The sequence below is a fragment of the Achromobacter sp. NFACC18-2 genome (genome assembly GCF_900108985.1).
Lineage (GTDB): Bacteria > Pseudomonadota > Gammaproteobacteria > Burkholderiales > Burkholderiaceae_B > Achromobacter.
The window spans coordinates 455,278-477,581 of the sequence record NZ_FNYM01000003.1 but is presented as its reverse complement, the minus strand read 5'-3'; the positions used below and the strand labels follow the sequence as shown (position 1 = coordinate 477,581).

Here is a 22,304-nt window from a genome sequence, read left to right as displayed (position 1 = left end):
AATCCAGTATTGCTCAACGTACTACCAGCGCCTGCACGCGCGGCACGGCATCCGTTGCTCAATGACTGACGGCTACGACTGCTACCAGAATGCCTTGGCAGAACGGGTCAACGGCATCCTGAAGGGAGAGTTGTTGCTCCACAGGCCCGCTGATCTGGCCCAAGCCCGGCTCATGGTCAAGCAGTCCGTCGATATCTACAACACCGAGCGACCGCACCTGTCCCTACAATGCAAAACACCCGATGAAGTTCATCGGGTGTTCAGTCCGTAGCCTGCTACGGATACCGTGCCGTAGGTGTCAACCTATGGCAGGACGGGTCAGGCTCAGGATTGTTGGCTCAGCATGGCCGCCTCACCCTGCCTGGCTCACAAATACCGCTTGAACCACTCCAGCATCCGCTTCCAGCCATCCTGGGCGGCTTCGGCATGGTAGCTGGCGCGGTAGTCCGCCAGGAAAGCATGGTCGGCCTCGGGGTAGACGACAATCTCGGACAGCTTTGCCGCGGCGTTGCCGGCGGCCAGCTTGGCCTTCATGGTTTCGACGTCGGACAGCGGGATGCTGGCATCGCGGCCGCCGTAAAGGCCCAGGACGGGGCCCTGCAGTTCGTCGACCACGTCGAACGCCACGCGCTTGATGAGGGGGCCATGGCCCACGCTGAGCTTGCCGTACCAGGCCACGCCGGCCTTCACGTCGGGATTGTGCGCCGCGTACATCCAGGTCAGCCTTCCGCCCCAGCAAAAGCCCGTCACGGCCACACGGCGCGGGTCTCCGCCATTGGCCGCGGCCCATGCCACGCTGGCGTCCAGGTCGCCGAAGACCTGTTCGTCCGGCACCTTGCTGACCAGTTCCGAAATGAGCTTGGGAATATCGGTATACGCCGACGCGTCGCCCTGGCGCTGGTAAAGATTGGCAGCGACCGCCAGATAGCCCGACTTGGCAAGGCGGCGGCAGAGATCCTTGATGTGTTCGTGGACGCCGAAGATTTCCTGGATCACCAGCACGATCGGCAGATCACGCTGGCCCTGCGGCGCGGCATAGTAGGCGTCGATCGGGCCGTCCGTCACGGGAAGCTGGAAATCCCCGTGGACGAGTCCCTGCGTATCGGTGTGGATGACGGTGGCGGCGACATTGCCGGCGGCGGCGGAAAAACTCATGGAGAACTCCTTTGAGGGGTGGACGAAACCGGCCATCCCTCACCGCCCCGTCGGCGCTAGTGCGAGTGGCCGTGCTCCGCATGGGGCGCGCCATGGTCCTCATGCGCGCCATGTTCGTGCCCGTGATGCATCAGGGTCGTGACGCTGTAGATCAGCGCCACGCCGATTCCGACCAGCAGCAGTTGCGGAACGGCATCGGAAAGGGATACCCGCTCGTGCATTTGCGGCATCAGGTCAGCCACCGAGATATACAGGAAGCTGCTTGCGGCCACCACCAGAATGTACGGCACCCAGTCCTGCGCCAACTGCAGCACGAAGTACCCTATTATGCCGCCCACCGCTGAACACAAGCTGGTGAAGAGTATCAGCGCGAAGGCGCGGCGGCGGCGCAGCCCGGCGTTCAGCAGCACCACGAAATCGCCCAGCTTGTGCGGCACCTCGTGGATGATGATCGATGCGGCGGTCAACACGCCCAGCAGCGGATCCGTCAGGAACGCCGCGGCGATCAGGACGCCATCACACAGGTTGTGCAGCGAACTGCCGATCAGGATCAGCACCCCGCCCCGCCCTGCCTCGTGACGGTCGTGCCCCTTGTGGTGGTGATGGCCGTCGCCTTCGTGGTGATGGCTGTGGCGCAGCAGCGCGATCTTCTCCAGCACGAAAAAGCCGATCAGCGACGCCAGCATCAGCCCGAATAGCACATGGGCATTGCCGACGCCGGTTTCGAAGGCCTCGGGCAGTAGATGCAGCAGGGCCACCGACAGCAGCACGCCCACCGACAGGCTCACCATGTGATGCAGGTATTTGGCAAAAACCTTGTACGCGAGCCAGCTCGCGATAAGGACGGCAATCAGGCCGCCGGTGATGGTGGCAAGCAGGACCCAGAGCAGCAACATGGAGGGGGGGCGAAAAAAGGGCGGGGAAAGCGCAACATTATATTGTTGCAATCTGAAAAGCGGAAATGGGCCGCCCCAGGGCGGCCCATCGGCATGCGCGAACCAGGCGCGGCGGCCCGCTGACCCAGGCTTGCCCTGCCCCAAATGGGCGGCAGGCCGGCCCGCAGTGCGGACCTAGTGCGCCTGCTCCCAGTTCTTGCCGACGCCCACCTCGGCCACGAGCGGCACGCGCAGCGTCGCCACGTTGCACATCAGGCGCGGCAGGGCTTCCCTGACCACCTCCAGCTCGTCGTCAGGCGCTTCCAGCACCAGTTCATCGTGCACCTGCATGATCATGCGCGTCTTCAGGTTCTCGGCATCGAGCCAATCCTGCACCGCCACCATGGCCATCTTGATGAGGTCGGCCGCGGTGCCCTGCATGGGCGCATTGATGGCCGCCCGCTCGGCGCCTTGCCGGCGCGGGCCCGAAGCGCCCCGGATTTCCGGCAACTGCAGCCGCCGCCCGAAGACCGTTTCCACGTACCCCTGCTCGCGCGCGAGACGCCGCGTGTTGTCCATGTACATGGCCACGCCCGGATAGCGCGCGAAGTAGCGGTCGATGTAGGCCTGCGCGGCGTCGCGCGTGATGCCCAGGTTGGACGCCAGGCCGAACACCCCCATGCCGTAGATCAGGCCGAAGTTGATGGCCTTGGCGGCACGACGCTGTTCCGTGGTGACGCCTTCCAGCGGCACGCCGAACACCTCGGACGCGGTGGCGCGGTGGATGTCCTCGCCGGCCGCGAAGGCGCGTTGCAGGTTGGCGTCGTCCGACACGTGCGCCATGATGCGCAGCTCGATCTGCGAATAGTCGGCCGACAGCAGCATGCCTTGCTCGGCGATGAACGCCTCGCGCACGCGCCGGCCGGCCTCGGTGCGGACCGGGATGTTCTGCAGGTTCGGATCCGACGAGGCAAGACGCCCCGTGATTACGGCCGCCTGCGAATAGTGCGTATGCACGCGGCCCGTCGCCGGATTGATCATGCGCGGCAGCTTGTCGGTGTAGGTCGACTTCAGCTTGGACAGGCCGCGATATTCCAGCAGCACCTGCGGCAGCGGATAGTCCAGCGCCAGCTTGCTGAGCACTTCCTCGTCGGTCGACGGCGCGCCGCTGGCGGTCTTGCGCACCACGGGAAGCTGCATGCGGCCGAACAGGATCTCGCCCAGTTGCTTGGGGGAATTCAGGTTGAACGGCTGGCCCGCAAGCTCGTAGGCCTTCTGTTCCAGTTGCAGCATCTCCTGGCCGAGCTTGTTGCTCTGGCGGCCCAGTTCCGCGGCGTCGACCTTCACCCCATTGCGCTCGATGGTGGTCAGCACGGCCGACACCTGCATTTCCAGGCGATAGATGCGTTCCAGCCCGGCATCGGCGGCGACCATCGGACGCAGCACCTGGTGCAGTTGCAGCGTGAAATCGGCGTCCTCGGCGGCATAATGCCCCGCCTTGTCCACCGCCACTTCGTCAAAGCCGATCTGCTTGGCGCCCTTGCCGCAGAGGTCTTCGTAGGAAACGCCGCTGCGGCCCAGGTAGCGTTGCGCCAGGTCGTTCAGGCCCACGCCGCGATGGGACTCCAGCACGTACGCCTGCAGCATGGTGTCCTCGGCTACGCCGGCCAGCCGGATGCCTTCATTGGCGAACACATGCGTGTCGTACTTGGCGTGGTGCAGCAGCTTGGCGCGCGCCGGGTCTTCCAGCCAGGGCTTGAGCCGCGCCAGCACCTCGTCCTTGGGCAATTGGACGGCGCCATCCGGACCGCGGTGCGCGACCGGGATGTAGCAGGCCACGCCCGGCGCGACCGACATCGACAGGCCCACCAGCCGGGCCTGCATCTCGTCCAGCGACGTCGTCTCGGTGTCCAGGGCCACGATCGACGCCTCGCCCATCGCCGTCATCCACGCGTCAAAGGCGGTCCAGTCGGAGATGATGCGGTAATCGGTGGTGGCGGGCGCGGCCGGCGCTTCGTGCGCGATGCGCGCATCGCCCGTGGGCACGCGCTCGGCATCGCCGGTCAGGTCGCGCAGCCACGTGCGGAACCCGTAGCGTTCATACAGTTCGGTGAGCGTGGCGTCGTCGCGCGGACGCGGCGCCAGGTCATCCATGCTGTCCACGTGTCCGGTCAGGTCGCAATCGCACTTGACCGTGAGCAACTGGCGCGTCAGCGGAAACCTGGGAATGGCTTCGCGCAGGTTGTTGCCGGCCACGCCCTTGATGCCGTCGGCGCCTTCGACCAGCTTGTCGATCGAGCCGAATTCCGTAATCCATTTGGCGGCCGTCTTGGGTCCCACCTTGGTGACGCCGGGCACATTGTCCACCGTATCGCCCACCAGCATGAGGTAGTCCACGATACGGTCGGGCGGCACGCCGAACTTGTTGACGACGCCGGCCTCGTCCAGGACTTCGCCGCTCATGGTGTTGACCAGCGTGACGTGGCTGTTCACGAGTTGCGCCAGGTCCTTGTCGCCGGTCGAGACGATGGTGTGCACGTCTTGCTGGGCGGCGCGCTGCGCCAGCGTGCCGATCACGTCATCCGCCTCGACGCCTTCGATCGCCAGCACCGGCCAGCCCAGCGCGCGCACGGCGCGGTGAATGGGCTCGATCTGGGCCGCCAGGTCCTCGGGCATCGGGGGACGGTGCGATTTGTAGTCCGGGTACAGGTCGTCCCGGAACGTCTTGCCGCGAGCATCGAAAATACATGCGGCATACTCTGCCTTATGGTCAGATACAAGCTTGCGCAGCATATTGACCACGCCATAGAGCGCACCCGTAGGTTCGCCTTGCGCGTTGCGCAAATCAGGCATAGCGTGGAAAGCGCGGTACAAGTAACTTGAACCGTCGACCAGTAATAAGGTTTTTTTCATGGTTACAAAGGCAGATATGGATACACCCGCCGGCAAACAAATTCCGCTGATTATGTCAGAGATACGGACGGCGGCAGACAAGCTCGCCCACATCGGGCCCGCGGTCAGCGTTTTCGGCAGCGCACGAGTCAGCCGCAATTCTCCGTACTATGAAACCACCATCGCAATTTCCGCAGCCCTGGCCGAAGCCGGTTTCGCCATCATCGCGGGCGGCGGCCCCGGCATCATGGAGGCCGCGAACAAGGGCGCGTTTGAAGCAGGAGGCACGAGCGTCGGGTTGAACATCAGCCTGCCTCACGAAGCGCACAACAACGAATACCAGACCATCAGTCTGTCCTTCGAATACTTCTTTCCTCGGAAGGCGGCGTTCTTCATGCACAGCTTCGCCTATGTGGCGATGCCGGGCGGATTCGGCACCCTGGACGAGCTCTTCGAAGCATTGACGCTGATCCAGACGGGCAAGGTCCCGCCTGCCCCGATCGTGCTGGTCGGCAGCGAATACTGGTCGGGACTGGCCGAATGGCTGGGCGACCAGGTGCTCGGAAACGGCATGATCGCCGCGCACGACCTGGATCTTTTCATCATCGAAGACGATCCGGTCAAGGTGGTGCGCAAGGTCGTTGAATTCCACGAACGGGTCACGTCGGACGAACAGTACGCCCCGTCCATGCCCGCCTGAACGGCCCTGGCCGCGGCGGGCGCGAACGTCGCTCAACGCCCGCCTGCGCGCCGCCTCCAGCCACGCGCCTACGACATCGCCGTCACGATGGCCTGGCGCGCCAGCCCCACGAATTCGCTTTCGCCGGGGCGGGCGGCGAGCAGCCGGAATTCCACTGACGGCAGCGCCGGCAGGCCGGGCGCGTGCAACCTCGCCATCCCTGCCCCCAGCGCGGATTCGTTCAGGCAGGCGACGCCCAGGCCGGCCGCCACGGCAAGCTGCAGCCCCGCCACACCTGACGCCACGTGCGCCACCGAATACGCCTGGCCGCGCCGCGACAGCAGCCGCTCCACGTATTGGCGCAGCGCGCAGGTTTCCGGCAGCACCAGCAGCGGCAGCGGATCGGCCGTAGGAGCCGCCGCGCCTTGCGCCGCCATCCACAGCAGCGGCTCGCGGCGCAGCAACGCGCCTTGCGCCCGGCCACGCGTCCTCCCGCGCTCCTGGATGACCATCGAAATGCCCACGTCGATTTCGCCGCGCTCATAGGCGGCCTCGATCGCCCCGCTTTTCATGATGGTGACGTGCAGGCGCACCCGCGGATACTGCTCGTTCAAGCGCCGCAACATGCGCGCCACGTCGCCGGGCCGATAGTAGTCGGTGATGCACAGCCTCAGTTCGCCCTGCAGCGCCACGCCGCGCAGGTCGCGCCAGGCTTCGTCGCTCAGCGCCAGGATGCGGCGCGCGTGCGCCAGCAGGCGCTCGCCCGCCGGCGTGGCGTGCACGCCGGCCTTGCCGCGCACCAGCAGCGGCTGGCCGGCGCGTTCCTCCAGCTTGCGCATCTGTTCGCTGACTGACGACTGGGACAGGAACACTTTGGGCGCGGCCGCCGTCAGGCTGCCTGCATCCAGCACCGCCACCAGCGTCCGCAGCTGGTCCAGATCGAATCCCGGCATGATTTATCCAACGGTTTTGTCGATGGATGAAATCGTAAAATCCCGCTTTTCCGATGTCAACAGCGTCCCTAGACTGGCGGGGTGCCACTCAACCAGGAGCCCCCTCATGCCGCACATCGTCATCCACGTCTCCGGCGCGCCGGACCCCGCCATCAACCGCCGCATCGTCGATGCCGTGGCCGGTCTGACCCAATCGGTGCTGGGCAAGAAGCTGCCCGTCATCGCGATCACCCTCCAGCACATTGCGCACGACCAGTGGTACATCGGCGGCCAACCCCTGTCGGCGCTTGGCAGGAACGCGTTCCATCTGGACATCAGCGTGACCGATGAAACCAATACCAAGGCCGAGAAGGCGCGCTTCATTAAGGCGATCTACGGCGCATTCCAGGACATCCTGGGCGAGCTGCACGAGTGCTCGTACGTGCACGTCATCGATGCGCGCGCGGCCGCCTATGGCTATGGCGGGCTGACGCAGGAGCATCGCCACCAGCACGGCGCCGCGTAAGCCGCGCCTCAAAAGAAAAAGCCGCGCATCCTGAAGGATGCGCGGCTTTTTGTCTGTCGGCCGGGATGTCCCCGGCCTGACGCCATCAGGCTCAGACCGCGGCTTCGCGCGCGGCGCGCTTGCGCTCGTTTTCGAGCAGGTAGCGCTTGCGCAGGCGGATCGACTTCGGGGTGATTTCCACCAGTTCGTCGTCGTCGATGAATTCCACAGCGTACTCCAGCGACATCTGGATCGGCGGAACCAGGCGCACGGCCTCGTCGGTGCCCGAGGCGCGCACGTTGGTCAACTGCTTGCCCTTGATCGGGTTCACGACCAGGTCGTTGTCGCGGCTGTGGATGCCGATGATCATGCCTTCGTACAGCGCATCGCCCGGATTGACGAACATGCGGCCGCGATCCTGCAGCTTCCAGAGCGCGTAGGCCACGGCGTCGCCGTTGTCCTGGCTGATCAGCACGCCGTTGCGGCGTTCGCCGATCGAGCCTTCCTTGATGGGCGCGTACTCGTGGAAGATGTGGCTCATCAGGCCCGTGCCGCGCGTCAGCGTCAGGAATTCGTTCTGGAAGCCGATCAGGCCGCGGGCCGGGATCAGGTATTCCAGGCGGGTACGGCCACGGCCGTCCGGCTGCATGTCCTGCAGGTCGCCCTTGCGGCGGCCCAGCTCTTCCATGACGCCGCCCTGGTGGGCGTCTTCCACGTCGACGGTCAGGGACTCGAACGGCTCGCACTTCACGCCGTCGACTTCCTTGAACACGACGCGCGGACGCGACACGGCCAGTTCGTAGCCTTCACGACGCATCGTTTCCAGCAGGATGGTCAGGTGCAGTTCACCGCGGCCCGACACTTCGAACACGGTGTCGTCGCCCGTGTCGCGCACGCGCAGCGCCACGTTGGACTTCAGTTCGCGATCCAGGCGGTCACGAAGCTGGCGGCTGGTGACGAATTTGCCTTCGCGGCCGGCCAGCGGCGAGGTGTTCACCATGAAGTTCATGGTCAGCGTCGGCTCGTCGATGCGCAGCATCGGCAGCGGCTCCTGGGTGACCGGGTCGGTCACCGTGCAACCGATACCCAGTTCTTCGATGCCGTTGATCAGCACGATGTCGCCGGCTTCGGCTTCGTTCACGACGACGCGCTCCAGGCCGTGGAACTTCAGGACCTGGTTGATGCGGCCGCGGCCGCCCTGGCCTTCGGGACCGAACTTGTAGGCCACTTCCATGCCCGGGCGCATGCGGCCACGGTTGATGCGGCCCACGCCGATCTTGCCGACGTAGCTGTTGTAGTCCAGCGAGATGATCTGCATCTGCAGCGGACCATTGGGATCGTCGTCGCGCTGCGGCACGTGCTGCAGGATGGCTTCAAACAGCGGACGCATGTCGCCTTCGCGCACGTCCGGCGTCAGGCCAGCGTAGCCCGACAGGCCCGAGGCGTACACCACCGGGAAGTCCAGTTGTTCGTCGGTGGCGCCCAGCTTGTCGAACAGGTCGAACGTGGCGTTGATGACGAAGTCCGGGCGAGCGCCGGGACGGTCGACCTTGTTGACCACGACGATCGGCTTCAGGCCCAAGGCCAGCGCCTTGCGGGTCACGAAAATCGTCTGCGGCATCGGGCCTTCGACGGCATCCACCAGCAGCAGCACGCCGTCGACCATGGACAGCACGCGTTCGACTTCACCGCCGAAGTCCGCGTGTCCCGGGGTGTCGACGATGTTGATGTGGGTGCCTTCGTATTCCACGGCACAGTTCTTGGCCAGAATCGTGATGCCGCGTTCTTTTTCCAGGTCGTTCGAGTCCATGACCCGTTCGGTCAGCGCCTGGTTTTCGCGGAAGGTGCCGGATTGGCGCAGCAGCTGGTCGACCAGGGTGGTTTTACCGTGGTCAACGTGGGCGATGATGGCGACGTTGCGCAAGGCGCGAGTCATAGCGAGTCCTTTAAGGTCAGGGTGGAGGGCAGCAAGCCCTCCGGCAATTCGTTCAGTGCAAGCAATGCCTGCTTGGGATCTGGCATGGCCTGCAAGGCTTCCAGTTCAACGGCGCGATCCAGAGAAAATGGCCCGACGTGCGTGCGCCGCAGCGCCGTCAGGTGGGCGAAACAGCCCAGCACGCGCCCGATGTCCTGGGCCAGTGTCCGGATGTATGTGCCTTTACTGCAAGCCACATCGATCTCTGCCTGCGTCCCGCTCAGGGACAACAGCTCGATGCGGTAAATCGTGATCTGGCGCGGCGGCCGTTCCAGCTCGATGCCGGCGCGCGCGTACTCGTACAGGGGCTTGCCGTCGCGCTTGAGCGCGGAATACATCGGCGGAATCTGCTCGATGGTGCCCGAGAAACGTGACAGCGCATCGCGCAGCGCCTGTTCCTCGACGACGAAACCCGGTTCGGCGGTCGCCGTGACGTTGCCCGTCAGGTCGCCGGAATCGGTTTCCGATCCAAATTGCAGCGTAGCGCGATACGCCTTGTCGGCGTCAAGCATCGCGCCGGAAATTTTGGTCGCACGTCCCATGCAGCACACCAGCAGGCCGGTGGCAAAAGGGTCCAGTGTGCCGGTATGGCCGGCTTTCGCCGCGTCCATGGCGCGTTTGGCGCGCTGCAAGGCGTGATTGCTCGACAAACCCACGGGTTTGTCGAGCAACAGCACACCGTCGAGCGCAAGCCCGCGTCGTTTAGCCATCGTCGAAATCCGGAAAATGAAGCAGTGACGACAGCCCGGTCAGGACTGGTCTTCTGGCTCGTCGGGAACGCCCGAATGCGGGCCGGGGCGGTTTGCGCGGTCGATGAGGATCGACATCTCGATGCCACGGGCGACTTGCTCGTCGTGGAAAAAGCGCAAAGTGGGGACGGTGTGAATGTGCAACAGCTTGTAGAGCTGCGAATGCAGCCAGCCGGCCTTCTCGTTCAGCAAGGTGGTGGCGGCTTCGGGCTCGGCGCCCAAAACCGTAAACCACACCTTGGCATGCGCGTAGTCGGTCGACAGTTCCACACCTGAGATCGTGATCAGTCCAGCGCGACTCATGTCGATTTCGCGCTGGATGATCCCGGCCAGATCCTTCTGGATCTGGTCGGCCAGCCGCAAATTGCGGCCGGGAATGGCTTTGGACTTGTGACGGCTCATTAGAAATAATGCCTGGCGCCTGCTTTACAGCGTGCGCGCGATTTCCTTGATTTCAAAGACTTCCAGCTGGTCGCCCACCTGGATGTCGTTGTTGCCGCGCAGCGTCAGACCGCAATCGAAGCCCGACTTGACTTCCTTGACGTCGTCCTTGAACCGGCGCAGGGAATCGAGATGCCCCGTCCAGTGAACCACGTTGTTGCGCAGCAGGCGGACCTGGGAATCGCGCCGCACGATGCCATCGAGCACCATGCAACCCGCGATGTTGCCGAGGCGGGAGATGCTGTACACCTCGCGGATCTCGACCAGGCCGATGATTTCTTCCTTCTTCTCGGGCGCCAGCATGCCCGACATGGCGGCCTTCACCTCATCCACGGCGTCGTAGATGATGTTGTAGTAGCGCACGTCGATGCCGTTGTTCTCGGCCAGCTTCTTGGCGCTGGCGTCGGCGCGCACGTTGAAGCCGATGACGACGGCGTGCGAAGCGATGGCCAGGTTGATGTCGGTTTCCGAGATGCCGCCCACGGCCGCATGCACGACCTGGACGCGGACTTCGTCGGTGGACAGCTTGACCAGCGACTGCACCAGCGCTTCCTGCGAACCCTGCACATCGGTCTTGACGATGAGCGTGAGGGTCTGGGTGCCTTCGCCCAGGTTGTCGAACATCGATTCCAGCTTGGCGGCCTGTTGGCGTGCCAGCTTGACGTCGCGGAACTTGCCCTGGCGGAACAGCGCGATTTCGCGCGCCTTGCGCTCGTCGGACAGCGCCATCAGCTCGTCGCCGGCGGCCGGCACTTCGGTCAGGCCCTGGATTTCGACGGGGATCGAGGGGCCGGCCGACTGAATCGGCTTGCCGTTTTCGTCCAGCATGGCGCGCACGCGGCCAAAGCTTGCGCCGGCCAGCACGACGTCGCCGCGCTTGAGCGTGCCGCTCTGCACCAGGATCGTCGCGACGGGGCCACGGCCCTTGTCCAGACGGGCTTCGATGACCAGGCCCTTGGCGGGCGCGTCTTCCGGCGCCTTGAGTTCCAGCACTTCGGCTTGCAGCAGCACGTTTTCGAGGAGATCGTCGATGCCCTGGCCGGTCTTGGCGGACACGCCCACGAACGGCACGTCGCCGCCGTATTCTTCCGGCACGACCTGTTCGGCAACCAGTTCCTGCTTGACGCGTTCCGGGTTGGCGGCGGGCTTGTCGATCTTGGTCACGGCCACGACGATGGGCACGCCCGCGGCCTTGGCATGGTGGATGGCTTCGCGCGTCTGCGGCATCACGCCGTCGTCGGCGGCAACCACCAGGATCACGATGTCGGTCGCCTTGGCGCCGCGGGCACGCATGGCGGTGAACGCCTCGTGGCCCGGGGTGTCAAGGAAGGTCACCATGCCGCGCTCGGTGCGGACATGATAGGCGCCGATGTGCTGCGTAATGCCGCCGGCTTCGCCCGCGGCGACCTTGGCGCGGCGGATGTAGTCCAGCAGCGAGGTCTTGCCGTGGTCGACGTGGCCCATGACGGTCACGACCGGCGCGCGCGGCAACTGCTCGGCTTCGGATTGCGTGGCGGATTCGTCCAGGAACGCTTCCGGATCGTCCAGCTTGGCGGCGATGGCCACGTGGCCCAGTTCCTCGACCACGATCATGGCCGTTTCCTGGTCCAGCACCTGGTTGATGGTGACCATCTGGCCAAGCTTCATCAGTTGCTTGATGACTTCAGCGGCCTTGACGGACATCTTGTGGGCCAGCTCGGCCACGCTGATGGTTTCCGGCACGTGGACTTCGCGTGCGATGAATTCCTGCGGCGCCGGCTCGTTGCGGCGATCGTTCTGCTGGTTGCGGCCGCCTCGGCCGCCGGACTTGCCACCGCCCTTGCCGCCCGCACGCCAGCCGTCACGGCTGGCCGGCGCGGCCGGCTTGTCGGCAGGCTTCTTGCGCGAGGAGTCATCGGACCAGGTCGAAGCGACTTCGGCGGTCTTGATGGTCTTCTTGGCGCCGGGAGCGGCCGGCTTGGCGTCCTTCTTGGCCGCAGGCGCGGCGCCGGGCTTGCCTGCCGGCTTGTGCAGCGTGCCGGAGATCGGCGCGGCGGCAGGCGCCTCCGGCTCGGGCGCGCGCAGCACCTTGCGGGGACGGTTCAGCATTTCACGCAGCGCGGCGGCTTCGGCCTCGGCGGCCCGGCGGGCCTCGTCACGGGCGGCCGGCGCGGCGGATGCGGCGAGCGGCGGACCAGCACGACGGTTGTCGGCGCGGTTGCCGACCCTGGGGGCGGCCACCGGCGCGGCAGCCTCGGGCTTCGCTGCGGGCTTCACGGGTTCGGACTTCGCGCCAGGCTGGGCCTGGGCGGCAGGCGCGGCGGCCTGGGAGGAAGATGTTTCGGACTTATTGGCTAGCACAGCAGGTTCCGGCTTGGCTTCTTCAGCCTTGGGCTCGGTGGGTTCAGTCTTGATTTCGGGCTTGGCCTCTTCGGCCACGGGCTCGGCAGGAGCAGGCGCCGGCGTCGGTTCGGGTTCAGGCTGGGCCTGGACTTCAGGCGCTTGGGCCTCGACGGGGGCGGACGCTTCGGCCGCGACGGATTCGGTTGCCGCGGGCGCTTCGACCGGCGCAGCAGCCTCTACGGCAGGCTCTTGGGCCGGCGCGACTGCGGGAGCAGGCGCTTCGGCGGTCACAGGTGCCGCTTCGCGGGACTCGGCGGCGACAGGCGCCTCCGGGGCTGCCGGCTCGGCCGGAGCCGAGACCTGCGCCGCGGCTTCCGCCGCCACGTCTTCTTCGGGACGGGCGGAGGCAGCCTGCTCCAGGGCGAGTTCGGACGGGTCGCGCTTGACGAACACGCGCTTTTTGCGCACTTCGACCTGGATCGTGCGCGAGCGGCCCGTGGCATCGGCCTGCCGGATCTCGGAAGTCTGGCGGCGCGTCAGCGTGATCTTCTTGCCTTCGGTTGCGCCGTGTGCGCGACGCAGCGATTCGAGCAATTTCGCCTTGTCGCTGTCGGTGACGGAGTCGTCAACCGATTTGAGGTCAACGCCAGCCGAGCGCAGCTGATCCAGCAGCACATTGGCAGGCATTTTCAGCTCGGTAGCGAACTGGGCGACGGTATTACTCGACATTAGGCTCTCTCTTCCCTATAGGCAGCTATTACAAACAACGTGAACTTGCGGTGGACGATGCAAGGCTTCCTCCACCGCAGATCCGTGTCCTTATGGTTATTCTTCGTCGAACCAATGGGCACGGGCACGCATGATGAGATCGCTGGCTTCCTCTTCGGTCAGACCGGCGATTTCCGCCAGTTCGTCCGTGGCCAATTCGGCCAGATCATCACGCGTATGCACTTGACGCTCGGCCAGCTTGGCGGCCAGTTCCGGCGTCATGCCTTCGAGTTCAAGCAAATCCTGTGCGGTCTCAAGGCGCTCTTCCTGGGCAATTGCCTCGGTCAGCAGCGCATTGCGGGCACGGGCGCGCAACTCGTTGATGGTGTCTTCGTCAAACGCCTCGATTTCCAGCAGTTCCTGCATGGGAACGTAGGCGATTTCCTCGATACCGGTGAAACCTTCATCGATCAGGATGTCAGCGACTTCCTCATCGACGTCCAGCTTGCTCATGAACGTGGTGCGCAGGCCCGAACGCTCGACTTCCTGGCGGTTCAGGCTTTCTTCCGGCGTCATGATGTTGATCTGCCAGCCGGTCAGTTCTGATGCCAGGCGCACGTTCTGGCCCTTGGCGCCAATCGCCTTGGGCAGGTTTTCCTCGTCCACCACGACGTCCATGGCGTGCTTGTCTTCGTCGACGACGATGGACTCGACATTGGCCGGCGCCAGGGCGCCGATGACGAACTGCGCGGGGTCTTCCGACCACAGCACGATATCGACCTGCTCGCCGCCGAGTTCATTGCGCACGGCGGTCACGCGCGAACCGCGCATGCCCACGCACGTCCCGATGGGATCGATACGCTTATCGTATGCCACGACGGCGATCTTCGCACGCACGCCGGCGTCGCGGGCGGCAGCCTTGATCTCAAGGAGGCCTTGTTCGATCTCGGGCACTTCGTTCTCGAAGAGCTGGCGGATAAATTCGGGCGAGGTGCGCGAAAGAATCACCTGCTGGCCACGCGCGGCGTGGTCCACGCGCAACACGAAGGCGCGCACGCGGTCGGCCACCCGCAGGTTTTCCTTGGGGATCATTTCGGAACGCGGCAAGCGCGCTTCGATCTTGCCCGTTTCGACGATGGCGTCGCCCTTGTCCATGCGCTTGATCGTTCCGGACACGATGGTTTCACCGCGGTCCAGGAAGTCGTTCAGCACCTGCTCGCGCTCGGCATCGCGGATCTTCTGCAGGATGGCCTGCTTGGCCGCCTGCGCGCCGATACGGCCGAACTCGATGGGTTCGAGGGGCTCTTCGATGTACTCGCCTTCCTTGATGCCGGGAACGATTTCGACCGCGTCCGACAGCATTTCCTGCTTGTCGGGCTCTTGCAGGCCAGCCTCGTCGGGCACGACCAGCCAACGGCGGAAGCCTTCGTGGTCACCGGTTTCCCTATCGATGGAAACACGAATGTCCGCATCATCCTTGAAGCGCTTTTTCATGGCCGAGGCCAGCGCACTTTCGAGAGCGCCGAACACGACGTCACGCGTGACGTTCTTTTCACGCGCCAAGGCATCGACCAACAGAAGAATTTCGCGACTCATCGCTTTTTGCCCTTGAAATCCAGAACGGGATCCAGTTTTGCACGCTCGATGTCATCGACCGTGAAGTTCAACACCTGGACTTCGTTCTTTTTTGCCTCAAATTCGAGACCGAACACGGTCTTGTGCATTCCTGCAGCGTCGGAGGCTGCGGCGCCGTCTTCCGGCACGGTCAGCGTGCCCGAAAAGACCTTGCGGCCGTCCAATGCCTCGCGCAGCTTGATTTCGATGCGCTCACCTGCGAAGCGGCGGAATTCAGCCTCATTGCGCAGCGGGCGGTCCACGCCCGGCGAACCGACTTCCAGCCGCTTGTAGTCGATGTTCTCGACCTCATAGACCCGCGACAACTGGCGGGAAACCTGCTCGCAGTCTTCGATGCGCACACCGCCGACCCGATCGATCGTGACGCGCAAAAGGCCCAGGGCGGCACGCTCGACGTCGACAAGTTCGACGTCCATGCCAGCCAGAGCCTCTTCGGTCAATGCGAATAAATCAGCCATATACTCAAAAAAAATGGGCTGCACGCCCAGCCCACCGATATTGCACAGAGCCCAGCCGCTTCCCTACTGCACGTAAGGAGCAATGCTGGGCAGCGCCCTATATTGCGACCTAATTTTTGGCTTGCGCCGCCCTGCCTACCCGACGTAAGTCCGGGGTGCCGCGGAGCCTGTGCGCCGCCCGCAGATTGCGGCCGCGCCAAGGAGACTGCTGCATACAGCGCCCGGCAAACATGCCAGCACAACAGCGATGCGCCCGGCCGGCAGAAACGCCGCCGACGTGCCTTTTGCGGTAAAGCGCACTGCAAAACCCGTGCATCCGGCAAAAAGCAAATGACGCGAAGCCATGAAAACCATTGATTTTACCAGATAAACTGGAAAAACGCCTGATTCGTCACGGGCTTACGTTTATATGGGACGCATCCACGGGGATGCGTCCGATGCGGCAGCGCGTTTGCACTGCCGCCCCACAGGGATCAGCGTCCCTGACGCCCCCGGCCGCTGCCCACGACGCCCAGGCGGGACTCGTGCGCGGAAGCGCTGCGGGGCTGCCAGTCGTCGCCACGTTGCGATCCCTCGCCACGGGAGGAACCGCCGCCGCGCGGCGTGCGCGGCTTGCCGCCCGCACCCGGTCCCTTGTTGCCGCCCGTGCGCGCGCCCTCGGCCTTGCTGCCGCCACGGCCGCCCGCTGCCGGCTTGGCGCCGCGGCCAGCATTGCCGCCGCGCGCGCCCGCCGGCTTACCACCAGCGGGCTTGCCGCCCGACTTACCGCCGGGCCGGCGCCCTGCGCCGGCAGGAGCCTCGGCCGGGCTACCAGCCGCCACGTTGGCGGACACCACATTGCCAGCCGGCGCGTTCGCCGCGGCGCGCGGGCCGCGCGGCTTGCCGCCGGGACGTCCGCCCGCCTTTCCACCGGACTTGCCGCCGCCCGCGGCGCGGGGTCCGGCCTTGCCCTTGCGATTACCCAGGCCGCCTTCGCCCGAAATGGGATGGCCGTTGGCATAACCGCCGGCGATCATCAGGCCCGTACCAAAGGGATCGGACGGACACGCGAGCGTCTGGCCCGCGCTGCCCGGCCCGCCGCCCTGCAGCTTGCCGCGGCGGCCGATACGGGCGCCGTTCATGCCATTGCGGTCCAGCGTGCCGAAGCCCGGAGGCAGAGCGCTGTCGTGCGACTGCGGCTGCTTGGAGCGGCGGCGGTTGCCCGACGCGTCGTCGTCTTCACGCAACAATCCCAGCTGGACCATCAGCGCCGTCACCAGCGAAGCGTCCAATTCGTCCCAGCGGCCCCGGCGCAGCGTGCGCGGCAGGACCACATCGCCGAAGCGGGTGCGGATCAGGCGGCTGACCGTGACGCCGACCGCTTCGAACATGCGGCGGACTTCGCGATTGCGGCCCTCCTGCAGCGTGACGCGATACCAGCGGTTGCTGCCGTCGCCGCCCAGGTAGTCCAGCGAACCGAACGCGGCCAGGCCGTCTTCGAGTTCGATGCCGTCCACCAGCGACTGGCGCGTCGCCTCATCCATCTCGCCCAAGACGCGGACCGCGTATTCGCGCTCGGTGCCGTAGCGCGGATGCATGATCCGGTTGGCCATGTCGCCCGAGGTCGTGAAGATCAACAGACCCTCGGTGTTCAGGTCCAGGCGACCGACCGACAGCCACTTGCCCGTGCGCAGCTTGGGCAGGCGCGCGAAGACGCTGGCGCGGCCGCCCGGGTCGTCGTGACTGACGATTTCGCCGGCGGGCTTGTGATAAAGGATCACACGCGGCGGCTTCTTGGTGTTCGTGCGCATGATGGGCTTGCCATTGACGCGCACCTGATCGTTCGGACCGACGCGCTGGCCGATATGCGCCGGCTCGCCGTTGACCGACACCCGGCCGGCGACGATCAGTTCTTCCATTTCGCGGCGCGAACCGATGCCCGCATCGGCCAGCACCTTGTGCAGCTTGGGCATGACCGCTTCGCTGTTCAGGTACTTGCCCAGCCGCTGCTCCATGCGATCGGCCGTGTCCAGGTAGGCCAGGGCCTGCTCGGCTTCCTGCTCACCGCCACGGGAGTCCGCGGACTCGGCCGGGGCTGCCGGCGCGGCGGCTTGCCCTTCGGCGCCGGGAGCCTGCTCGGCGGCGGCATCGCCCCGGCGGCGGCGGAACGGCGTCCTCAGCTTGCGTCCGCGGCCGCGGGCGCCGGCATCGCCTTCGACGGCCGGTTCGCGTGTGGCGGAGGATTCCGGCTGCGCGCCGGCAACGGCGTCATCCGAGCGGGGGGTGTCGTCCTGAATTGCTGTATTCGTTGTCACTGGGACAGCTCCGAATTTCAAACTTGGGTAGGCCTGCCGGGAGCAGGCACGTCATCATCTGGGGACGCCGAATCGTGACCCGACCCGGACCGCTCGGGGTCCGCCTCTTCCGAGGCCGCGATTGCGGTATCGGGGTCAGGCTGAACGGGATTGCCAAGACCATGAACGGGCTCACGCCTGGCGTCGCCAAGGGCCACGGTATCGGTCTTGTCAGTCGGGTCAGTCGGTTCCGCGTGTTTTGCGTTCTCGACTCTTTCCTCTGCAGCACCTGCCTCAAAGGCATCGGCGGCCATATTGGAAATGTCGTTGCCAGCCCTGTCGTCAGGAAGATCGGACGAGGGCGGCGTATCGGACAAGCCTTCGGCTTGCTCCCGGACGGTGAATTCGTCTGCGGGATCCGCGCCTTCTTCTGTGCGCGAAAGCAGCGATTCTACGCTATCGATGGCAGCTATGGGGGCATCATCTTCCGAAACAGACAATTCCGCAACGGAGAAGTTTTCGCCGCTTTCCGCGCCCGGGGCCTCAGAAGGCGCATTTTCGCCGTCCTGGAGGGCCGGTTGCGGCTCGCCGTCCGGGCCTTGCCCGGCCGCCTCGAGATCGGGAACGCTTGATTCAGGGGCGACATCGTCCTGCTCGCCGGCCTCGCCCTGCCCCGGCGCCGGCGCCTCGCCCAGCACCTGCTGCACTTCGCCCAGATCCAGGCCTGCCAGCGCGGCGGCGGCGTGGGCGGTTTCCAGCGGCGGCAACTCATCCAGCGCGCGCAATCCCAAATCATCCAGGAACTGGCGCGTCGTGCCAAACAGCGCCGGACGCCCCGGCGCGTCGCGGTGGCCGATGACTTCGATCCAGCCACGGTCCTCGAGCGCCTTCACGATCTGCGACGAAACCGTCACGCCGCGAATGTCTTCGATGTCGCCGCGCGTCACGGGCTGGCGCCACGCGACGATGGCCAGGGTTTCCATCACCGCGCGCGAATACTTGGGCGGCTTTTCGGGGCTCAACCGCTCCAGGTAACGCTGCATGGCGGGACGGCTTTGGAAACGCCAGCCGGAGGCGAGCTGCACGAGCTCCAGCCCGGCATCGGCCCAGTTGCCCTGCAGCGTCTCCAGGAGCCGGCGGACCGTGGCGTGGTCGAATTGTTCATCATCCCCGAACAGCTTGCGCATATCGGAAATCTGCATCGGCTGCACCGCGCAAAGCAGCGCGGTTTCCAGCACGAGTATTGCCTCGCTATCGTTCATCGACATCCAAATTCAAAAAGGGGCTAACTTGCGCTAGGTTGGAAATAGGGTTAATATTCTTTTCTCAGACGCGGGGTGGAGCAGTCTGGCAGCTCGTCGGGCTCATAACCCGAAGGTCGTAGGTTCAAATCCTGCCCCCGCAACCAAATTGATGAAGGCCTGGCGATTCGCCGGGCCTTTTTCATTTGCGCCGGCGCAGAGTCGATGCGTGGCGAGCACGCGGACAGCAAGAACACGCACAGCGCGAACGCCCATGAAGCGGCAACCGCGGCGGCAACCGCAGCGACAGCAGCAGCGGCCAGCATCGATGCCGCCGGCAGCGCCATGCGACAAAACACAAGCCCCCGAGGGGCGCTCAGTTTCGAAAGAAATCCCGCGTTCGCCTCGGACCGCCCCGCCCTGCCCGAGGCGCGGGTCATCCCGCCGCCCATGCGCATACAACCCATCCGCAAACACCGCGGCCACCGCATGAGCGGTGCCGCAACAATCGATGTTGGTTTGCGTACTTATTATCACTGGGTTCCTGTTTCACCGACGCGCCCGCCCCATGCAGCGGCCACGCGCGAACCTGCCGCGCCGACGCCCGTGAGGCAGAACGCCTGCCGCGGCAGCGCTGCTGCGGCAAACGTCTGAGCAAATTCTGGAAAAGCTGGCGCCAGCAATGCTGACGCGAATTGCCAATATGGCTGCGGAACGCGCCGGAACCTCCGGCGCCAATTCAATTCCGCGGGAATTGATCGCAAAGACTAGAACCAACAGGCATCGGCCACCGCGGCGCGGCGGAAAACGCCGCCTGCAAGACCGACACGCCCCCTCGCACAGGCGGAGCCCGGCTCCGCATTGCGCCGGCCTGCCACCAGGCCGGAACGTTTGTTAGGTTTTTCTAAGGTCGAATGCTGGCGCGAAAGGACCTGCCGCAATGCGCCTTCAAAGAAACCGCCTTCAAAGCAAAACCCTTCAAAGGAATTTCCCGAGCGCCCGGCCTGGCCAGACACGCCAAAAACTGCGGCAAATTATACCGCCTTATATTCCCCCCTCAAGCCGCGCCGAGCCGGGAAACCTAGCCCGCCGGCTTGTCCCACGGCGCGGATCCAAGCCGCTCCACCAGAAAATCCAGCATCGACCGCAGAATCAGCGGCATCTGGCGACGCGAGACGTAGACGCCATAGATGCCGAGTTCCGGCGGCTTGCACTGGGGCAGAATCACCTGCAGCTTGCCGGACGCGATGTATTGCGCCGCATAGTAGGTGGGCAGCATGGCAATGCCGGCGCCCTCCACCGCGGCGCTGCACAATACCGACACCTCGTTCGCACTGATGCTTCCGCTTACGGGCACATCGACCGGCTCGCCGTCGCGCTCGAAACGCCACAGGCTTTTGCCGAAGTACGAATGGGTGAGACAGTTGCGCAACGACAGGTCTTCGATGCGCGCCGGCGCGCCCTCGCGCGCCAGGTACTCGGGCGACGCGCAAACGACCGATCGGCAGACCGCCAGCTTGCGGGCGATCAGGTTGGGATCCAGGTCGTTCGTGATGCGCACTGCCAGGTCGACGCGCTCTTCCACCAGATTGACCGCACGCTCGACCAGCATCAGGTCGACCGACGTGCCCGGATGCCGCTTGACGTAGTCCGTCACGGCGGGCGCCAGAAGACGCGCGCCGAACGACATGCTCGTGGTGATGCGAAGCAGGCCGCGCGGCGTGTCTTCGGGAGTGGCCACGGCGCTGTGCAGATCGCCGACCATATCGAGCATCTGGCGGCAACGGGGCAAGGTTTCGGCACCGGCCGGCGTCAGGCTCAAGCGCCGGGTGGTGCGATGCAACAGACGCACGCCTACCCATTGCTCCATCTCGGCCAGGTAGCGGGACACCATGGCGCGCGACATGTCCAGATGGACGGCAGCCGCCGACAGGCTACCCCGGTCGGCGACCTCGACGAACACCTGCATGGCTTTCAGACGGTCCATGATTGTCTCGGTACGTGCATCAGACCGTACCGGTTATACCGTATTTCAGCGGCGCATCAGCAACGGAATATCGGCCAATGAAACGGGGTCCTTCGGAATGGATCAGTCAGGCGACTGACCCAGCGCGCTGCGCACGGCGGCAGCCACTTCCGGCGCAGGCAGTCCGCGCACGATAAACACCAGCCGCGAGGCGCGTTCATCATCCGGCCACTCGCTCAAGGGTCGCAGCGGGTAGAGCTCGCCATGCACCCCGTGCACCTCGCAAGGCAGCGGTTCGCCTTCGAAGCAGACCAGCCCCTTGATCCGAAGCACACCCTGCCCGTAACGCTCCTGGATACGAGCAATTCCCGCAAGAAACGCAGACCGGCGCAGCGCGGTCTCCAGTTCGACCGAAAAACTGCTGACGTCCGCATGCCGCACCGCGGTGCGCGTGGAAAAGGCGCGCAGCCATTGCGACGTGCCCGCCCCATCCCGCCGCGCAAGAAGCTCCGGGCCGTCGCGCAGCGGGGCGGCCAGCGGCGCATCCGGACGCTGCACGCAGCGCCACGCGCCAGGATTGACCGCAGCCACCGCCGCCTGGACATCATGCAATTGCGCCGCATCGACCAGGTCGGACTTGCTGATCACTACGATGTCGGCAAGCGCTAGCTGCCGGGCCGCCTCGGGCTGCGCATCGAGTTGCGCGGCGCCATGCGAAGCCGACACCACGACGACCGCGCCCCGGTAGGCGTACCGTTCGGCAAGGAACCTGTCATGTTTCAGGGTGAAGAGGATGGGCGCGGGATCGGCCAGACCGCTCGTCTCGATGATCACATGCCGGAACGGCTTGATCTTGCGACCGAGGGCCTGCATGAAAAGGTCGCGCAAGGTGTCGACCACCGACCCGCTGACCACGCAGCACAGACAGCCGCCCTCGACCAGCACCACACTGTCGGGCGCGAGCCGCACCAGATGATGGTCGACACCGACATCGCCGTATTCGTTGACGATGACCACCGCATCGGCATAGGCCGGTTCTTGCAGCAGGCGGTTAAGGAGCGAGGTCTTGCCGCTGCCCAGGAATCCGGAGATCACCGTGACGCCGATTCGCTTGTCCTGCGCGGCCGCCTTCTGGCCGGACGCGCCCTCATTGCGGCGATCCTGGACACCCTTGTCGTCATCGTCGTTCATGCCGATCGATCCCATGATGCCGCGCAAAGGCGCGGGTGCATGTAAAAAGCGCAAAAACCCCAAAAACCAAAAGGGCCACTCACTTGCGTGAGCGGCCCAAAAATTCTTTGGCTCCCCGAGCTGGGCTCGAACCAGCGACCTGCGGATTAACAGTCCGTCGCTCTACCGACTGAGCTATCGGGGATCTGCCAAGACCGAAATTATGAACGAAAATTTTGGCGGATGCAAATCCGATATTTTTCCAACTTTTTTCAGGCGCGCTTTGCCCATCGCCAAAAAATTCTGATATGATTTCGGTCTTTCCAGA

General features: G+C 65.0%; 17 protein-coding genes and 2 tRNA genes. 4 read left to right on the top strand and 15 right to left on the bottom strand.

Translation table 11 applies throughout. The annotated features are described in order from the left end of the window. Positions 1 to 271: integrase core domain-containing protein (locus tag BMW75_RS07045; protein WP_139208499.1), on the top strand; the 271-nt coding region annotated here is incomplete at its 5' end. A gap of 95 nt (positions 272 to 366) precedes the next feature. Here the strand turns inward: BMW75_RS07045 and BMW75_RS07040 are convergent. The 3 genes from BMW75_RS07040 to polA form a co-directional block, all read right to left on the bottom strand. Beyond that, on the bottom strand, positions 367 to 1,155 hold the full coding sequence (locus BMW75_RS07040; RefSeq protein ID WP_092578048.1) for a dienelactone hydrolase family protein: 789 nt from the start codon (positions 1,153 to 1,155) through the stop codon (positions 367 to 369). Positions 1,156 to 1,211: 56 nt separating this feature from the next. Next, positions 1,212 to 2,051 carry a ZIP family metal transporter gene (locus tag BMW75_RS07035; protein ID WP_092578047.1) on the bottom strand — a complete coding sequence of 280 codons (840 nt, stop codon included), beginning with the start codon at positions 2,049 to 2,051 and terminating at the stop codon, positions 1,212 to 1,214. A 174-nt stretch (positions 2,052 to 2,225) separates the two neighbouring features. Next, on the bottom strand, positions 2,226 to 4,943 hold the full coding sequence (gene polA, locus BMW75_RS07030; RefSeq protein WP_092578045.1) for a DNA polymerase I: 2,718 nt from the start codon (positions 4,941 to 4,943) through the stop codon (positions 2,226 to 2,228). Between the two features lie 52 nt (positions 4,944 to 4,995). Between polA and BMW75_RS07025 the strand changes: the two genes are divergently transcribed. Next, positions 4,996 to 5,622 carry an LOG family protein gene (locus BMW75_RS07025; RefSeq protein ID WP_076519667.1) on the top strand — a complete coding sequence of 209 codons (627 nt, stop codon included), beginning with the start codon at positions 4,996 to 4,998 and terminating at the stop codon, positions 5,620 to 5,622. A gap of 68 nt (positions 5,623 to 5,690) precedes the next feature. On the opposite strand, the gene BMW75_RS07020 is transcribed toward BMW75_RS07025, so the two are convergent. After that, a complete protein-coding gene (locus tag BMW75_RS07020; protein ID WP_092578044.1) occupies positions 5,691 to 6,554 on the bottom strand; it encodes a LysR substrate-binding domain-containing protein in 864 nt (287 codons plus the stop codon). Between the two features lie 106 nt (positions 6,555 to 6,660). Here BMW75_RS07020 and BMW75_RS07015 point away from each other — a divergent pair, with 106 nt between their 5' ends. Then, a complete protein-coding gene (locus tag BMW75_RS07015) occupies positions 6,661 to 7,059 on the top strand; it encodes a tautomerase family protein (RefSeq protein ID WP_092578043.1) in 399 nt (132 codons plus the stop codon). Positions 7,060 to 7,150: 91 nt separating this feature from the next. Here the strand turns inward: BMW75_RS07015 and typA are convergent, their stop codons facing one another. From typA to scpB, 8 genes are all read right to left on the bottom strand, one after another. Then, positions 7,151 to 8,974: a translational GTPase TypA gene (typA, locus tag BMW75_RS07010; protein ID WP_092578042.1), complete on the bottom strand. Its 1,824-nt coding sequence runs from the start codon at positions 8,972 to 8,974 to the stop codon at positions 7,151 to 7,153. Beyond that, entirely contained in the window at positions 8,971 to 9,723 is a 753-nt protein-coding gene (gene truB, locus BMW75_RS07005) for a tRNA pseudouridine(55) synthase TruB (RefSeq protein WP_076519660.1), read from the bottom strand. The genes typA and truB overlap by 4 nt, the downstream gene beginning before the upstream one ends. Before the next feature lie 39 nt (positions 9,724 to 9,762). Then, a complete protein-coding gene (gene rbfA, locus BMW75_RS07000) occupies positions 9,763 to 10,164 on the bottom strand; it encodes a 30S ribosome-binding factor RbfA (protein WP_076519658.1) in 402 nt (133 codons plus the stop codon). 24 nt (positions 10,165 to 10,188) lie between these two features. After that, positions 10,189 to 13,254 carry a translation initiation factor IF-2 gene (gene infB / locus BMW75_RS06995; RefSeq protein ID WP_092578041.1) on the bottom strand — a complete coding sequence of 1,022 codons (3,066 nt, stop codon included), beginning with the start codon at positions 13,252 to 13,254 and terminating at the stop codon, positions 10,189 to 10,191. 96 nt (positions 13,255 to 13,350) lie between these two features. Next, on the bottom strand, positions 13,351 to 14,829 hold the full coding sequence (nusA, locus tag BMW75_RS06990; RefSeq protein WP_076519655.1) for a transcription termination factor NusA: 1,479 nt from the start codon (positions 14,827 to 14,829) through the stop codon (positions 13,351 to 13,353). Beyond that, positions 14,826 to 15,326, bottom strand: coding sequence for a ribosome maturation factor RimP (gene rimP, locus BMW75_RS06985; RefSeq protein ID WP_092578040.1), 501 nt, complete (start codon positions 15,324 to 15,326; stop codon positions 14,826 to 14,828). The genes nusA and rimP overlap by 4 nt, the downstream gene beginning before the upstream one ends. Before the next feature lie 473 nt (positions 15,327 to 15,799). Continuing rightward, positions 15,800 to 17,620 carry a 23S rRNA pseudouridine(2605) synthase RluB gene (gene rluB / locus BMW75_RS06980; RefSeq protein WP_254791944.1) on the bottom strand — a complete coding sequence of 607 codons (1,821 nt, stop codon included), beginning with the start codon at positions 17,618 to 17,620 and terminating at the stop codon, positions 15,800 to 15,802. Between the two features lie 17 nt (positions 17,621 to 17,637). Beyond that, positions 17,638 to 18,867 carry an SMC-Scp complex subunit ScpB gene (scpB, locus tag BMW75_RS06975; protein ID WP_092578038.1) on the bottom strand — a complete coding sequence of 410 codons (1,230 nt, stop codon included), beginning with the start codon at positions 18,865 to 18,867 and terminating at the stop codon, positions 17,638 to 17,640. A gap of 63 nt (positions 18,868 to 18,930) precedes the next feature. On the opposite strand from scpB, the gene BMW75_RS06970 reads away from it, so the two are divergent. Next, positions 18,931 to 19,007 (top strand) — tRNA-Met (locus BMW75_RS06970). A gap of 914 nt (positions 19,008 to 19,921) precedes the next feature. On the opposite strand, the gene BMW75_RS06965 is transcribed toward BMW75_RS06970, so the two are convergent. From BMW75_RS06965 to BMW75_RS06955, 3 genes are all read right to left on the bottom strand, one after another. Then, positions 19,922 to 20,827, bottom strand: coding sequence for a LysR family transcriptional regulator (locus BMW75_RS06965; protein ID WP_092578037.1), 906 nt, complete (start codon positions 20,825 to 20,827; stop codon positions 19,922 to 19,924). A gap of 102 nt (positions 20,828 to 20,929) precedes the next feature. Beyond that, the gene (locus BMW75_RS06960) at positions 20,930 to 21,997 is read right to left on the bottom strand and encodes a CobW family GTP-binding protein (protein ID WP_092578073.1); all 1,068 of its coding nucleotides are present in this window, start codon (positions 21,995 to 21,997) and stop codon (positions 20,930 to 20,932) included. A 108-nt stretch (positions 21,998 to 22,105) separates the two neighbouring features. Next, positions 22,106 to 22,181 (bottom strand) — tRNA-Asn (locus BMW75_RS06955). Between the last annotated feature and the right edge of the window lie 123 nt (positions 22,182 to 22,304).